The organism is Stenotrophomonas sp. INTA L402-1 (assembly GCF_059295135.1).
The window spans coordinates 18,328-33,549 of the sequence record NZ_JCAFWP010000032.1; the positions used below are offsets into that span (position 1 = coordinate 18,328).

General features: G+C 67.0%; 12 protein-coding genes. 5 read left to right on the forward strand and 7 right to left on the reverse strand.

The window, feature by feature from the left end:
* Positions 1-69: 69 nt before the first annotated feature.
* A complete protein-coding gene (mutS, locus tag AC5O77_RS16655; RefSeq protein WP_032127546.1) occupies positions 70-2,625 on the reverse strand; it encodes a DNA mismatch repair protein MutS in 2,556 nt (851 codons plus the stop codon).
* A gap of 340 nt (positions 2,626-2,965) precedes the next feature.
* Here mutS and AC5O77_RS16660 point away from each other — a divergent pair, with 340 nt between their 5' ends.
* Together AC5O77_RS16660 and AC5O77_RS16665 are read left to right on the forward strand one after the other, a co-directional pair.
* Positions 2,966-4,243: an O-antigen ligase family protein gene (locus AC5O77_RS16660; RefSeq protein WP_032127545.1), complete on the forward strand. Its 1,278-nt coding sequence runs from the start codon at positions 2,966-2,968 to the stop codon at positions 4,241-4,243.
* Positions 4,243-5,235, forward strand: coding sequence for a glycosyltransferase (locus AC5O77_RS16665; RefSeq protein WP_478058391.1), 993 nt, complete (start codon positions 4,243-4,245; stop codon positions 5,233-5,235). The genes AC5O77_RS16660 and AC5O77_RS16665 overlap by 1 nt, the downstream gene beginning before the upstream one ends.
* Before the next feature lie 29 nt (positions 5,236-5,264).
* Here AC5O77_RS16665 and AC5O77_RS16670 read toward each other — a convergent pair whose 3' ends face one another.
* On the reverse strand, positions 5,265-5,657 hold the full coding sequence (locus AC5O77_RS16670) for a barstar family protein (RefSeq protein ID WP_049424493.1): 393 nt from the start codon (positions 5,655-5,657) through the stop codon (positions 5,265-5,267).
* A 280-nt stretch (positions 5,658-5,937) separates the two neighbouring features.
* Here AC5O77_RS16670 and AC5O77_RS16675 point away from each other — a divergent pair, with 280 nt between their 5' ends.
* Positions 5,938-8,160, forward strand: a complete 2,223-nt coding sequence (locus AC5O77_RS16675) for a methyl-accepting chemotaxis protein (protein ID WP_032127542.1) — start codon at positions 5,938-5,940, stop codon at positions 8,158-8,160.
* Positions 8,161-8,326: 166 nt separating this feature from the next.
* The gene (locus AC5O77_RS16680; RefSeq protein ID WP_032127541.1) at positions 8,327-8,695 is read left to right on the forward strand and encodes a glycine zipper 2TM domain-containing protein; all 369 of its coding nucleotides are present in this window, start codon (positions 8,327-8,329) and stop codon (positions 8,693-8,695) included.
* Positions 8,696-8,814: 119 nt separating this feature from the next.
* Here AC5O77_RS16680 and AC5O77_RS16685 read toward each other — a convergent pair whose 3' ends face one another.
* The 5 genes from AC5O77_RS16685 to AC5O77_RS16705 all read right to left on the reverse strand — a co-directional run bounded on the left by AC5O77_RS16685 (position 8,815) and on the right by AC5O77_RS16705 (position 14,489).
* Entirely contained in the window at positions 8,815-9,942 is a 1,128-nt protein-coding gene (locus AC5O77_RS16685) for an ABC transporter permease (protein ID WP_478058390.1), read from the reverse strand.
* On the reverse strand, positions 9,939-11,126 hold the full coding sequence (locus tag AC5O77_RS16690; RefSeq protein ID WP_478058389.1) for an ABC transporter permease: 1,188 nt from the start codon (positions 11,124-11,126) through the stop codon (positions 9,939-9,941). Before AC5O77_RS16690 ends, AC5O77_RS16685 begins: the two co-directional genes overlap by 4 nt.
* Positions 11,111-12,124 carry an HlyD family secretion protein gene (locus tag AC5O77_RS16695; RefSeq protein WP_478058388.1) on the reverse strand — a complete coding sequence of 338 codons (1,014 nt, stop codon included), beginning with the start codon at positions 12,122-12,124 and terminating at the stop codon, positions 11,111-11,113. Before AC5O77_RS16695 ends, AC5O77_RS16690 begins: the two co-directional genes overlap by 16 nt.
* Positions 12,117-13,517 carry a TolC family protein gene (locus AC5O77_RS16700; RefSeq protein WP_189720740.1) on the reverse strand — a complete coding sequence of 467 codons (1,401 nt, stop codon included), beginning with the start codon at positions 13,515-13,517 and terminating at the stop codon, positions 12,117-12,119. The genes AC5O77_RS16695 and AC5O77_RS16700 overlap by 8 nt, the downstream gene beginning before the upstream one ends.
* A 78-nt stretch (positions 13,518-13,595) precedes the next feature.
* The gene (locus AC5O77_RS16705) at positions 13,596-14,489 is read right to left on the reverse strand and encodes a LysR family transcriptional regulator ArgP (protein WP_121503886.1); all 894 of its coding nucleotides are present in this window, start codon (positions 14,487-14,489) and stop codon (positions 13,596-13,598) included.
* A 106-nt stretch (positions 14,490-14,595) separates the two neighbouring features.
* On the opposite strand from AC5O77_RS16705, the gene AC5O77_RS16710 reads away from it, so the two are divergent.
* Positions 14,596-15,216: a LysE/ArgO family amino acid transporter gene (locus tag AC5O77_RS16710; RefSeq protein ID WP_032127535.1), complete on the forward strand. Its 621-nt coding sequence runs from the start codon at positions 14,596-14,598 to the stop codon at positions 15,214-15,216.
* Positions 15,217-15,222 lie beyond the last annotated feature (6 nt).

A 15,222-nucleotide genomic window follows, 5' to 3' on the forward strand; every position in this document is an offset into this window, starting at 1 on the left:
ATCGGATTTGCACAATCTTTCAACAGGCCTCCCGCAAGGCGAGCGGGAGGCCATGGGCGTGCGCTGCGGCTACAGCAGTGCCTTCAACCGGTACAGGGCTTCCAGCGCCTGCTTCGGCGTCAGTTCGTCCGGGTCGATCGCCGCCAGCGCGTCCTGCGCCTTGCTCGACGGTGCTGCGAACAGGCCGAACTGCTGCGGCGCATCCAACGCCTGCGGCGCCAACTCGGCGGCATGGCTTTCACCACCGCGCTGTTCCAGCTCGGCCAGGCGACGCCGTGCCTGTGCCACGGTGGCGCGCGGCAGGCCGGCCAGTGCCGCCACCTGCAGGCCGAAGCTGCGGTTCGCCGGGCCATCCTTTACCGCGTGCATGAACACCAGCGCCTCACCGTGCTCGACGGCATCCAGGTGCACGTTGGCGATGCCGCTGCGGCCACCCTCGTGCTGCTCGTCGGCCAGCGCGGTCAGCTCGAAGTAGTGGGTGGCGAACAGCGTGTAGCAGCGGTTCTGGTAGGCCAGGTGACGGGCCACCGCGTCGGCCAGTGCCAGGCCATCGTAGGTGGACGTGCCACGGCCGATCTCGTCCATCAGCACCAGCGAATGGGCGGTGGCGTGATGCAGGATGTAGCTGGTTTCGGCCATCTCGACCATGAAGGTCGACTGCCCGCGGGCAAGGTCGTCACCGGCGCCGATGCGGGTCAGGATGCGGTCGATCGGGCCGATCAGCGCACGGCTGGCCGGCACGAAGCTGCCGATGTGGGCCAGCAGTACGATCAGCGCGTTCTGCCGCATGTAGGTCGATTTACCGCCCATGTTCGGGCCGGTGATGACCAGCATGCGACGGTCCGGATGCAGATCCAGATCATTGGGTTCGAACGGCTGCTCGCGCACCGCCTCGACCACCGGGTGGCGGCCACGCTCGATCTTCAGGCACGGCTCGGCCTGCAGCTCCGGGCGCGCCCAGTCCAGCGCCTGCGCGCGTTCGGCGAAGGCGGCCAGTACGTCCAGTTCGCTCAGCGCGGCGGCGCATTGCTTCAGGGGTTCCAGTTGGCCGCCGAGGGTGTCCAGCAGCTGCTCGTACAGGTACCTCTCGCGCGACAGCGAGCGGTCACGCGCGGACAGCACCTTGTCTTCGAACGCCTTCAGTTCTTCGGTGATGTAGCGCTCGGCATTGGTCAGCGTCTGGCGGCGGGTGTAGTGCACCGGCGCGCGGTCGGACTGGCCCTTGCTGATCTCGATGTAGTAGCCGTGCACGCGGTTGTAGCCCACTTTCAGGGTGGGAATGCCGCTGCTTTCGCGCTCGCGCTGTTCCAGGTCGACCAGGAACTGGTCGGCGTGGGTGGACAGGCGGCGCAGCTCGTCCAGCTCTTCATCGAAGCCATCGGCCAGCACGCCGCCATCGCTCAGCTTCAGCGGCGGCATTTCGGCGATGGCGCTGGCCAGCAGCTGCGCGCACTCGTCGTGTTCGCCCAGCGCCGCATGCAACGTCTGCAGGCGCGGCGAATCCAGTGGTGCCAGCACCTCGCGCACCGCCGGCAGCAGGCCCAGGCCGTCGCGCAGGGTGGAGAAATCGCGCGGCCGCGCCGAACGCAGCGCGACACGGGTGAGGATGCGTTCCAGGTCACCGAGGCGGCGGAACTGCTCGCGGATGTCCGCATCGCTGCCGCGATCGATCAGGGTTTCCACCGCATGGTGGCGCTGTACGAGCACCTCGCGCAGGCGCAGCGGGCGGTGCAGCCAGCGCCGCAGCAGGCGCCCGCCCATCGGCGTCACCGTGCTGTCGAGCACACCCAGCAGCGTATTGCGGGTGTCGCCATCAACACGCGTATCCAGTTCCAGATGGCGGCGGGTAGCGGCGTTCATCGCGATCGCCTCGCCGGCGGTTTCCATCGCGATCGAGGTCAGGTGCGGCAGGCGCTGCTTCTGGGTTTCCTCGACATAGCCAAGCAGGGCACCGGCCGCAGCGGTGGCGCGCGGCTTGTCGTCGATGCCGAAGCCGCTCAGGTCATGCAGCTTGAAGAAATTCAGCAGCTGGCGGCGGCCGCTGTCGGCATCGAACAGCCACGGCGCGCGGCGACGTACGCCGGTGCGCTGGCGCAGGAACTCCGGCCAGTTCTCTTCATCGGGCACCAGCAGCTCGGCCGGTTCCAGCCGTGCCAGTTCGGCTTCCAGCGCGTCGTCGGTTTCCACCTCGTTGACCAGGAAGCGGCCGCCGGCCAGGTCGGCCCAGGCCAGGCCGTAGCCCTGCTTGCTGCGCGACAGGGCCATCAGCAGGGTGTCGCGGCGTTCATCCAGCAGCGCCTCGTCGGTGACCGTGCCGGGGGTGACGATGCGCACCACCTTGCGCTCGACCAGGCCCTTGGCCAGCGCCGGGTCGCCGATCTGCTCGCAGATCGCCACCGACTCGCCCAGCGCCACCAGCCGTGCCAGGTAGCCTTCATAGGCATGTACCGGCACGCCGGCCATCGGGATCGGTGCGCCGCCGGAGCTGCCGCGCTGGGTCAGGGTGATGTCGAGCAGGCGCGCCGCCTTACGGGCGTCGTCATAGAACAGTTCGTAGAAGTCACCCATGCGGAAGAACAGCAGCAGGTCCGGGTAATCGGACTTGGCCGCGAAGAACTGCTTCATCAGCGGGGTGTGTTCCTTGGACGCCTTGGCGTTGCTGGTGTTGTCTTTTGTATCAGTCACTTGGGGCGTTTCGCGTCTTGGCAGGGCGTCGGGGCGTGGCCACGCGCAGGCATGGCCGGAGAGGACATTAGTGTAGCGACCTGGGGAGGTCGATGATCCGCGGCACCCGTGCTGGGCCCGGGGGCTGTCCGTGTGCCAACGGCTGCGCCCCTGCGCCGGCACTTTGGTTGATTTCCCCAGGGGCCCACGGTAGTGTCAGCCCCGGCGATTTCCGCCAAGCGGCCTCCATGGAAACCGGGGCGACTTATCCCCCGGGCGGGCGTTGATGGAAAGAACAAGCATGACTGCAGCCTGCATGGCCGCCGAACCTCGTTACACCTGGCGTACCGTCCTGCTGAGCATCCTGGTCGCCATCGTTCCGCTTGCCGGCTCCGCACCCTACACCTTGCTGAAGGCGGTGCTGCTGCTGGCCCTGCTGGTCACCGGCGTGGTTCTGATCCGCCGCCAGCCCGATGTCCGCCTGCGCTACCGCATCGCCCGGTTCATCGTGATCGTCTGCTTCCTGCGCCTGGCTTATGCCTTCTACAGCATCCTCTGGCACGGGCTGCGCTGGAACGAGCTGGATCTGCCGGCGCAGACACTGCTCTACCTGGGCACCGCTGCCGTGTTCGCCACTGCGCTGGACTGGCGCCTGATCTGGAAGATCTTCGCCGTGTCCACCCTGGTCTTCGGCGGGTCGTGCATCGTGCAGCACCACGTGATGGGCCTTGAACGCGCGCACGGTTTCAGTGGCGGCGAATGGACGGCGATCGAGTTCACCATGGTGACGCTGTGCATGGCGTTGTTCTCGGTCATCCGGTTGATCCAGCCCAATGTGCATCCGGCCGAACGCTGGCTGCACGGCGTGGCCATCGCGGTCGGCGTCTACGGTTCGATCCTGGCGCAGAGCCGCGGGCCGATCCTGGCGTTCATTCCCGCCATGCTGATGGTGATTGCGGTGCACGTCCGGCGCACCCGGCGCTGGCGGGGGGCACTGGCCTTCGTCGGTGCCCTGGTCATTGGCGTGGTCGGTGCCACCTCGGTGCTGAACCATGAGGTGATCCAGCGCTTCGGTGAGGTCAGTGGCGAGATCTCCGGTTTCAACCAGGAAAACGAGGTCGGCTCGGTCCGCGAGCGCATCGCCATGTGGGGCGTGGCGGTCGACGCCTTCGCCGAGCATCCCGTGGCAGGGGTGGGCCTGAACCAGTTCGGTACCTATGCACGTGAGGGCATCGCCCGCGGCGAGGTGTCCGAGTCGATCTTCCGCTACAACCACCCGCACAACGAGTACCTGGAAGCGGCGGTGACCGGTGGCGTGCCGTTGCTGCTGATCATGCTGCTGGTCTTCATCCTGCCCGGCATTCATTTCGTGCGACGTCTCGGCCACGCCGACGACATCACCGCGATGATCGCCACCGCCGGACTTGCCGTGGTCATCGTCTATGCGCTGTCGGCGTTCACGGACAACGTGTTCTACCGGGCGATGCCCCATTCGTTCTATTTCTACCTGGTGCTGGGCTTCATGCTGGCGACCGCCTTGCCTGCGCGCGACCTGCGCCGGCCAGGGAGTCCCTCCTGATGGCGCATATCCACCTGCTGGCCGCCGACAACCAGCGTGGCCTGTCCCATGACATCCAGGTGATCGAGCGCTCGTTGCAGCAGCTCGGGCACACGGTGACGGTCAGCCGTCTGGACGCGGTGCGCAATGGGGGGGCCTGGAAGCTCCGCGGGATGCGCCTGCGCAGGCTGCTGGCCTCGTGGCTGAGCCTGGGGCGCACGCCGGCCCGGTTCGACATCAACATCTCGCTGGAGCATGTCCGGCCGGCAAGCTTCGGACTGGCCGAGGTCAATCTGTTGATTCCGAATCCGGAATGGGTGTCCGCACGCAGCCTGCGGATCCTGCCGCGGTTCGATGCGTTGTTGACCAAGACCGAAGACGCTACGCGCATCTTCAATGCGCTGGGCATGCGCGCACTGGAAGTCGGTTTCTGCAGCCGTGACCGCTACGACCCGGCGGTGCCGCGCAGGCCGCGCACTTTCCTGCATGCAGCTGGTACCAGTCGCATGAAGGGCACGGCAACGCTGGTCGAGGTCTGGAAGCGCCATCCGGAGTGGCCCTTGCTGACCATCCTGCGCGGCGGCCCTTCGGACGAAGATGAGGGCGGGGCCGCGAACCTGCGGATCGTCCGCGAGCGCCTGCCCGACCAGGAGGTGCAGCGCCTGCAGAACGAACATGCGTTCCACCTGTGCCTGTCGCAGACCGAAGGCTGGGGCCATTACCTGGTGGAAGCGATGAGCTGCGGGGCGGTGGTGATCACCTGCGATGGCGCGCCGATGAACCAGATGATCGACGACAGCCGCGGCATCCTGGTTGCCGCGCACGAGGGCGAGCCCTGCCATCTGTCCAGGACCTGGCATGTGGATGAGAAGGCACTGGAACAGGCCGTCGAGCATGCGCTGGCGATGGATGAGGCCGAGTGGACCCGGCTGGGCGCCAATGCACGCGCATGGCACCTGGCCAGCGAAGTGGCGTTCCCACGCCGGCTGGGCGAGGCCCTGGCCAAGCTTTGAGCTGATGGGGGCTGGTTGCTGCAGAGTGCTCAGCCTGGCACCAGGGTGATCTGCGGATGGCTGCCGAAGATCTCCATGACGATCTCGAAGTAGGTCTGTCCCTGGCCAAGCGACAGTGCCATCAACTGAGCGTGGATGGCCGGACCGTTGAACCTGCCGCCCTGATCGAGTTTCGACTGCAGCCAGGCGCGCGTCGTCTCGCGGCCCAGTGCCTCGCGGCTGTGGGCGATGTCGCGCCACACCACCGTGGCGGTGGCATGACCGGCGAGCGCGCCGTAGCCCCCGTGCAGCAGGTCATCAAGCGCGTCCAGGCTTGCGCCCAGCTGCCAGTCTTCGTCGGCCATGAACACACGATTGATTTCCACGTAGAGGCTGGCGATGTCGTTGATGGACGCGCCTTCGATGTGCAGGATCCGTGTCATCTGCAGACTGTAGCCCTCCGGGGCGACGGTTGTGTCCGGCGCAGATAATCCGGGCCGCCTTGGATGGGGTGGTGTTATTATGGTGTTAATCCTGCGTGATTTTCATCGGGCGTTGGCGTGGCAGCGGTATTCGATAAGGATATGGCGCCATTATCGGCCGCTGCATTTTCTGACTGCCTGCACAGTTCCATATATTTGGATCGGTCCATATATAAAGTCCCGTAAAGTTTCCCTCCGCTGCGCCGCCATCGAACGTACGGCCACGATCAAGGGAATTGAGATGCTTGCCTTACGTAATCTCCGTGTGGGATCCCGGCTTGGCGCCGGCTTCGGTCTGCTGCTGCTGTTCATCATGGCCATCGTCGGCCTGGTGCTGTATGGGAATCAGCTGAAATCCGCCCAGTTCGAGAAAGTGGTGGACGTCAACATGGTGAAGATGCGCCTGTTGAATGACATGCTTGATACCAACAACGCGGTGCTGATGCATCGTCGCCTGATGGTGATCAAGCGGGGTGACGAGTTCGACAAGGATTACCAGCGTGCCCAGGAGTTGTCGCGGACCTATGACGGTATCTGGGCCAAGTACATCAAGATTCCGCGTGACGCTACCGGCGATACCCTGGTCGCGCGCATCGAGGCGGCCCGCAAGGCCACCGATGCATCAACCCAGCAATTGCATGAGCGCATGAAGGCGGGGGATTTCGATGGTGCAGCGAAGGAGCTGCTGGCCGAGCACGGATTGGCAACGGCCTGGAATGAATCCATTTCGGCCCTGCTGCGCCACCAGGAAGCACTGACCGAACGCAGCCGCGAAGAGTACCGCGCAACCGAATCGTGGACCGGCACGCTGTCGATCGCGTTCGGGGCACTGAGCCTGTTGCTGGGGACGTTGGCGGCCTGGGCGATCACCCGCAGCCTGACCCGCCCGCTGGAAGGAGCGGTGAAGCTGGCCGACGGCATCGCCAGTGGCCGCCTGGACAGCAGCATCGACGCCACCGGCAACGACGAGGTGACCCAGCTGCTGAAGTCGATGCAGCGCATGCAGGCACAGCTGCAGTCGGTGATGGCGGCACAGGGGGAGCTGGCCCGCCAGCACGATGCCGGCAGCCTCAGCTACCGCATGGACGAGAGCGCGTTCCCCGGTGACTACGGGCGCATGGTGCATGAGACCAATGCGCTGGTTGGATCGCACGTGCAGGTACAGAACCGGCTGATCGAGGTGATGAAACACTACGCACGCGGCGATCTGTCGGTGGACATGGACCCGCTGCCGGGCGAGAAGGCGGCGATCACCCAGGCGATGGACGAAACCAAGTCCAGCCTGTCGGCGATCAACAGCGAGATCCGCCGGTTGGCGACAGCGGCCGCGGCAGGCGACTTCAGCCTGCGCGGCGACGAAGATCGCTTCGCCTATGATTTCCGCGACATGGTGGCCGGGCTCAACCGCCTGATGCAGACCACCGACGAGAACCTGGTGCAGGTGTCGACCCTGCTGCAGGCCATCTCGCGCGGCGACCTGACCGTGCGCATGCAGGGTGATTTCCATGGCGTGTTCGCGCGCATGCGTGATGACTGCAATGCCACCGTCGACCAGCTCAAGCAGATCGTCGGCCGAATCCAGTCCAGCGCCTCCAGCATCAATCTGGCCGCAGGTGAAATTGCTTCGGGCAACACCGACCTGTCGCGGCGTACCGAACAGCAGGCGGCAAACCTGGAAGAAACGGCAGCATCGATGGAGGAGCTGACCTCCACCGTGAAGCAGAATGCCGAGCATGCACGGCAGGCCAACCAATTGGCCATCGGCGCGCATGGTGTCGCCTCGCAGGGCGGTGAAGTGGTGGGCCAGGTGGTCACCACGATGTCGGCCATCGAGGCATCGTCGAAGAAGATCGCCGAAATCATCTCGGTCATCGATGGCATCGCCTTCCAGACCAATATCCTCGCGCTGAACGCGGCGGTCGAAGCTGCGCGTGCCGGCGAGCAGGGCAGGGGCTTTGCAGTGGTGGCCAGCGAAGTGCGTACGCTGGCGCAGCGCTCGGCGGGTGCGGCCAAGGAGATCAAGGGGCTGATCGAGGATTCGGTCGGCAAGGTCGCCGACGGTTCGGCGCTGGTCCGCCAGGCGGGCACCACGATGGGCGAAATCGTGGCCTCGGTGCAGCGCGTGACCGACATCATGGCCGATATCTCTGCTGCCTCCCAGGAGCAGAGCTCGGGCATCGAACAGGTCAACCAGGCGGTGGTGCAGATGGATGAGACCACGCAGCAGAATGCGGCGCTTGTAGAAGAGGCCAGTGCGGCGGCACGCTCGATGGAGGAGCAGGCCAACCTGCTGGCCGAGGCGGTTTCGGTGTTCCGCACGGGGGCAGTGACCGCTGCCGCCGCGGTGCGCCCGGCGCTGGCAGCCGTGGCGGCATCGGTTGCGCCGGTGCGCCGGCCCGCGGTGCTGTCGCCGCGGATCGAGCCGACGCTGGCGGCCAATGCGGGTGGTTGGGAAGAGTTCTAGAAGAGGGCAAGGTCGGCAGGGAGACGGCGCCCATCGCGACGGCTGGTCGCGATGGGCGCGGATTTTCTTCCTGAACGTGCGATGGCCGATGAAGTGGCGGACACGCGCATTTCACTTCCGGTTGCCAACCGCGGGAGGACACTGGCGCCATACCGGAACTCAGGAGATGGCCATGAAGACCTCGACCCGATTGCTTGTGCTGGGCACCCTGCTGGCGGCTTCGTCGGTGGCCGGCGCGCAGACCTATGGCCCGCGCGATGAGGGACGCAAGTTCAACGACGGCAGCCGCGTGGTCTGCAAGAACGTGGAAGTGCAGCGCAACTCGCGCGATCCGAACCGCATCACGGGTACCGCTACCGGCGCCGTGATCGGTGGCCTGCTCGGCAACCAGGTAGGTGGCGGCAACGGCAAGAAGCTGGCCACCGTGGCAGGCGCCGTTGCAGGTGGTGCGGCCGGTCGCCAGATTCAGGGCAACAGCCAGCAGAAGAACGGCGACCGCGTGGTGGAACGTCGCTGCGAACGCGTCTACCGCTGATTGACCGACCTGGTTGGCCCTTCCACGATGCAGTATCCGAACGCCGGCCTCGCGCCGGCGTTCTTCGTTGCAGGAAAAGGGGACGGAGGGGATTAAGTCGCAATCCCCCAATCTGCCGTTTACGACTTAATCCCCTCCGTCCCCTTTTTTGCGAGGAGGCGCCAGGTGGCGAGGCTGCCGTAGAGCAGCAGCAGGACGGTGAGGGTGACCAGTTCGTGGCTGACTTCGGCCAGGCGGGCGTCCATCTGGTTCAGGCGCACCATCAGGTTGATGCCCGAGGTGGTCGGCAGAAGCTGCGCCAGCCAGACCAGCGGTGGTGGCGTCATCACTGCCGGCCACGACAGGTTGGCCAGGAAGAACAGCGGGATCGAGGTGGCGATGATGTACTGGAAGGCGCGTTCGCGGGTGCGGAAGAAACTGCCGACGAACAGGCCGAAGGCCACGGTGGCGGCGATGAACAAGGTGCCGCCCAGCAGCTGGCCCAGCGGATTGCCGCCGCGCGGGTAGTCCTGCACCCAGGCGGTGAAGCCGGCGTAATAGAACAGGCCAAACAGGCCGATCAGGCCGAAGCCCAGTGCCATGCCGGCCAGGGTCGGCAGGTCGAAGCGCAGGCGCCGGCCGAGTGCGAGACGACGGCCACCGAGCAGGACGCCGATGCCCATCAGCAGGGTCTGGTGCACGATCAGCTCGGCCACTCCCGGCACGATGGCGCTGCCGTAGCCTTCCTGGGTGTTGTACAGCGGGCGCTGCACCAGCGTGACCGGTGGTGCCTGCGGTGCGCCCATGAAGGCGGCCTGGCCGACCACGGCATCACGTCCGAACGCGCCCAGTGCATCGGCCACGCTGCCCAGCACCCAACTGGCACGGCCCAGGTAGGCGCCGTTGCCGAGCAGCACCAGCTTGGCCGGATGGCCGCGCAGGATGTCGCGCTCCAGGTCGGCCGGGATCAGCACGATGCCTTCGGCGTGGCCGGCTTCCAGCTGCTGGCGCGCGCTGTCGATGTCTGCCGGTTGTCCGATCACGCGCGCAACACGGAGTGCATCGAGCTTGCGCAGCAGCTCGCGGCTGGTCGCGCTGTGGTCTTCATCCACCACCAGTACCGGCAGGTTGCCGGCCACCTGGTGGCGATACGCGGCCGGGTAGAAGAACGAGTACAGGATTACCGCGCCGACCATCACTACGATCGCATAGCGGTCGCACAGTACCGCCATCAGGGTCTGCCGCAGGCTGCGCCAGAGTGCGCTCATGCGTCGGCCCCCGCCGGTTGCGCGGCTTCGGGCGTACGCGCGAAGGCGATCAGGCGCAGCCCACCGATGCTGCCAGCCACCACTGACATCAGCAGCAACGTGGCCATCGGCCATACCGAAACCTGCAGCGGCGAACCGATGAACTGTTGCTGGGTCTGCAGCTTGATATAGGCGCTGAGCGGCAGCAGCTGATGCCAGACGCGGGTGAATAACGGCCCGTCCAGCACCGGGAAGGTGGCGCTGGAAAATGCCAGTGCAGTACCGATGCTGAGGCCGACCGCGGACAGCGCGGTACCCATGTCGCGGGTGACGCCGACGAAGAACAACGCGTAGGCGGCAGTAGCCAGGTAGAACAGAGGTTGTGCGAGCAGCAGCAGGAGCACGCTGCCGGCCACACCGTCGCCGCGCAGCCAGGCCAGGTAACCGATGCCGAGCGCGCCATACAGCGAGAACAGCAGGACGTACGGCGCGATCTTGCCGGCAATCGCCGGCCACGGTGTGCGGCCGAGCCGGGCGGGCAGGCTGCCGTCGCGGATCTCGCGGCCGAGGCTGCCGGCCACCGCAAGTGCCAGCACCAGCGACAACACCGCCGGGAAGATCAATGGCAGCAGGAACAGCTCGTAGCTGCGCGCCGGGTTGTACAGGATGTCCGACTGCACCGCGATCGGTGCCGCACGCAGCTTGCCCGGGCCGACCTGCAGGCCGATGCGCTCGCGCAGCAGGCGTGCGTTCCAGGCCGAGACCGCGTCGCCGATATCGCGCGCCGCGGACTGGCCGGTGGTCATGTAGGTGGCGTTGTAATAGGCGAACACCGTGCCCTGGCGCCCACGCAACGCCTGCCGGGTGACATCGCGCGGCACCAGTACGATGGCGAACACATCCAGCCGACGCAGCTGCGAGCGTGCGTCTTCCAGGTCCACCGGCTGGCTGGCGATGCGCACGCCGGGGCTGGCATCGAGCATGCGCAGCAGCAGGCGGCTGTCGCTGCTGTGGTCAAGGTCGACCACCGCGATCGGGATGTCGCGCATCACCGAGGGCGTGAACATCCACGCCATCACCACTAGCATCAGCAGCGGCAGCAGGGTGACCAGCAGCAGGTCGGCGCGGTTGCCGCGCAGCGACCGCAGCTCGCGCCGCCAGCTGGCGGCGAAGCTGCTGCTGTCGGGGCTCAGTGCTGGGGCCATGCGAACAGCACGCTCATGCCGGGGCGGAAGCCCTCGATGCGGCGTACCGGGCGCACCCGCACCTCGAAGCTGCGGACGTCGTAGCCGGACGACTGGCGGGTGGTCCGCCAGGTCGCATAGTCACCGGCCGGATTGATGAAATAAACCTCGAACTCGCCGTTCTGGCCAAGCGCCGGCACGCTGCCCTGCAGCTTGCTGCCGACCTTCATGCCCTGCATCTGCGATTCGCGCAGGTTCATCGCCACCCACATGCGGTCGATGTCGACCAGGGTGAACACCGGGTAGCCGGCCGGCACCAGTTCACCCGGGTCGGCCATGCGCTTGTTGATCTCGCCGGCCACCGGCGCGCGCCCTTCCACTTCGACACGCGCGGCGTTGACTTCGGCCACCGCGCCCTGTGCCTGTTGCACCTGGCCCTGCGCGGCACGCTTGTCCTGCTCGCGTGCGCCGGCCAAGGCCATGTCGTACTGCGCGCGGGCGGCACGCGCCAGTTCGCGCGAACTGGTGGCCTGGGCATGCGCTTCATCGCGCTTCTGCCGGGTCATCACCCCTTCGTTGAACAGGTTCTGCACGCGCTGGTAGGTGGCTTCAGCCAGCGTCGCACCGGCTTCAGCCCGCTTCCAGTTCGCTTCGGCGGCGCGGATGTCCTCGCTGCGCGCACCTTCGTCGGCCTTGTCGGCCACCGCCTGTGCGGCGGCCAATGCGCCGTGCGCCTGCTGTTCCTTGGCGGCCACTTCGGGGCTGTCGAGCAGGAACAGCACCTGCCCGGGCTGCACGCGGTCGCCCTCGCGCACCTTCAGTTCGGCCACGCGCGCGGTGATCTTGGCGGCCACGTTGATGGTGTCGGCGTCGGCCATGCCCTGGATCTGGTCGGCCGGGCTGCGCCAGGCCAGCCACAGGCCGAGCACCACCACGACCAGCAGCACCACTATCAGGATCGGGCCCAGGCGGCGCTTGGCCGGGGGCGTCGTTGCATCGTCGTGCAGCACATCACTCATGGTCGATCACCTCGTCCGCACGCCGCCGGAACTCTTCGAAACGGTCCATCTGTCCACTGACCTCCAGCAACTGTGCCAGCGCAATATCGTATTGGTAGGCGGCCTGTGCGCGCTCGACGCGGGCGCCGCCGAGGCCGAGCCGCGCGTCGATCACATCCAGCGAGGTGGCCTGGCCTTCGCGGAACGCCAGCTCCTGCAGGCGCAGGTTTTCCTGTGCCTGGGCGATGCTGCTGTCGAGCAGCACGTACTGCTGGCGCGCGGTTTCCAGTTCGTTCCAGGCCTTGCGCACGCCCAGTGCGACCTGGTTCTCGGCCTCGCGCAGGCCCGCTTCGGCCTGGTCCTGCTGCGCACGCGCGGCGCTGATCTGCGCCGGCCGCGAATTCGGCGACAGGAAGGTGTACTTCAGGCCGATGCCGAACGCCCAGTCCGGATCGGTCAGCATCTCGTCGCGGCGGCGGAAGTCGTACTGGCCGAAGGCGAAGATCTGCGGCTTCAGCTTGGCCTGCTGCACGCGCACGCCCTGTTCGGCCTGCGCCACCATCGCCCGCAGGCGTGCGATCTGCGGCTGGCGCGCCTGCGCCGTGCGCTCGAAGCTGGCCACCGGTTCCAGCGGCACGCGCTGCACGAACAGCGGCGACACCGGCTGCACCTCGCCACCACTGCGCAGCAGCGTGGCCAGCGCGGCCTTCAGCGTGGCCAGGTCGTTCACCGTCTTCTGGTATTCGCGCTCGGCCTTGTCGCGGGCCACGGTGGCCTGCAGGCGCTGGGCGCGGGTGGCGAAGCCCTCGCGTTCCAGCTTCTCTGCGTCGGACAGGTGGCGGTTCAGGCCATCGCGTACGTCGCGCCGCACATCCACTGCCTGCTCGGCCAGGCGCTGGCCGAAATAGGCCTGGGCCAGCTGCACGGTCAGCGATTGACGCTGAGCCTCGCGCTCGGCGCTTGCCTGCTCGTGGGCAGCGCTGGCGGCACGTTGCGCGGCCGGAATCACGCCGCCGGTGTACAACGGCAGCACCGCGGTAACCACGGGCCGGGTACGCCAGTCGCGTTCGGTGAATGACAGCGGTGAGTCGATGCCATAGGCCTCGGCGACAGGTGCCAGCGAACCCAGTGGCAGGGTGAGGGTCTTCTGGAACTGCAGCCGGCGCACTTCGCCGGTGATCTCCGGCAGGCGCAGCAGGCGGGTGGCGTCCTGAAGGTCCTGCTTGTTGCGCACCGCTGCATCAGCGGCGGCCAGTGCATCGGAGACCTGCTCCAGGCGCTGGCGTGCCTGTTCCCAGTCCAATGCGGGTGCATCGGTGAGGCTCTGCGCCGGCACAGCCAGGGGCAGGCAGGCTGCCAGCGCCAGCGCGGCCTTCGCGCCGTGCATCCTTGTACGTCGGCCGATCACGCCCATGCCGTCCCAATGGTGAAGAAGTGCGCAAACGGTAGTGCGCGCGGCGTGAAGCCCGGGTCTGCGGTCATTGGATTGTCCTCAACGAAGGGTGCCGCTGGCTGCAGTGCGCAGCGCCTGGGTGATGTGCTGCAGCGTGCTTGAACGCACGGCAGCATGCTGCCAGTACAGCGGCACATCGAGCCAGCGGCGGGGTTCCAGTACCACCACGCGGCCGGCGCGCACGGCGGGCGCGACCAGGGTTTCCGGGGCCATGCCCCAGCCGAGTCCGCACGCGGCGGCTTCGACGAAACCGGTGGAGGAGGGCAGGTAGTGTAGCGGCGGCTGCAGTCGCGCGCGGGTCAGCCGCCGCACGAAGCGCCACTGCAGTTCATCCTTGCGGTTGAACACCAGCATCGGTGCGCGCGCCAGGGCCGTGGCCTGCATGCCGTCGCGGAAGTACTGGCGGGCGAAGCCGGGCGAGGCGATGGCGTGGTAACGCATGGCGCCGAGCGGATGCACGTTGCAGCCCTTCACCGGCTGGCTTTCGGCAGTGACCGCGCCGAGCACGCTGCCATCGCGCAGCAGCTGCAGGGTATGGTCCTGGTCATCCATGCGCAGGTCGAACAGGTAGCCATGGCGCTGGTGCAGTTCGGCGATGGCTGGCACGAACCAGGTATCGAGCGAGTCATCGTTGACCGCCAACGGGATCGGCGTGCGCGCGGCATCGCTGCCGCGTTCGGGCAGCAGTTCGGCCAATGCCTCGGCCTCCAGCGCCTGCATCGGCCGGACCCGGCGCAGCAGCGCTTCGCCTGCGGCGGTGGGCCGGCTCGGTGCCTGGCGCACAACCAGCACCTGGCCGAGCCGATCCTCCAGTGCCTTGATCCGCTGCGACAGGGCCGACGGACTGATCGACAGGCGGCGCGCCGCAGCCTCGAAGCTGCCTTCTTCCAGCACCGCAGCAAACGCGGCCAGTTGCGGATGTACCAGATCCATGCCGGTGCCTCTTCAGTTTTCCTGCACAGGATAAAGAAAAATCAGATTGTCTAAACAGGGTCAGCGGCCGCACCCTGCGCGTCCTCTCGCTGCCTGGCCTGTCCTGATGTGGATCGCCGCTACCGCCGCCGGCCTGTTCGCAGGTGCCGGCCTGATCATCGCCATCGGTGCGCAGAACGCCTTCGTGCTGCGCCAGGGCCTGCAGCAGCGCCATGTGGGCAGGGTGGTGCTGGCCTGTGCCGGCGCGGACATCGTGCTGATCCTGGCCGGCGTCGGCGGCATGGGCGCGCTGGTGCTGCAGTGGCCGCTGCTGCTGCAGGTGCTGCGCTTCGGTGGTGCGGGCTTCCTGCTCTGGTATGGCCTGCAGGCGGGGCTGCGCGCATGGCGCGGTGGCAGTGCGCTGGCCGCCGCCGAGGCGCAGGGCGGCAGCGGACGGCAGGTACTGCTGACCTGCCTGGCCTTCACCCTGCTCAACCCGCACGTCTATCTGGATACCGTGGTGCTGCTGGGCAGTCTGTCCACGCGTTACCCGGGCGATCTGCGCTGGGCCTTCGCCGCCGGTGCCTGCATTGCCAGTGTGGTCTGGTTCTGCACGCTGGGCTATGGCGCGCGCCTGTTGCAGCCGGTGTTCCGCAGGCCGGGCGCCTGGCGTGTGCTGGATGCAGGCGTGGCGATCTTCATGTTCTGCCTGGCGACGTTGTTGCTGCTGCGTCCTTTATCGCCATGAGTGCGT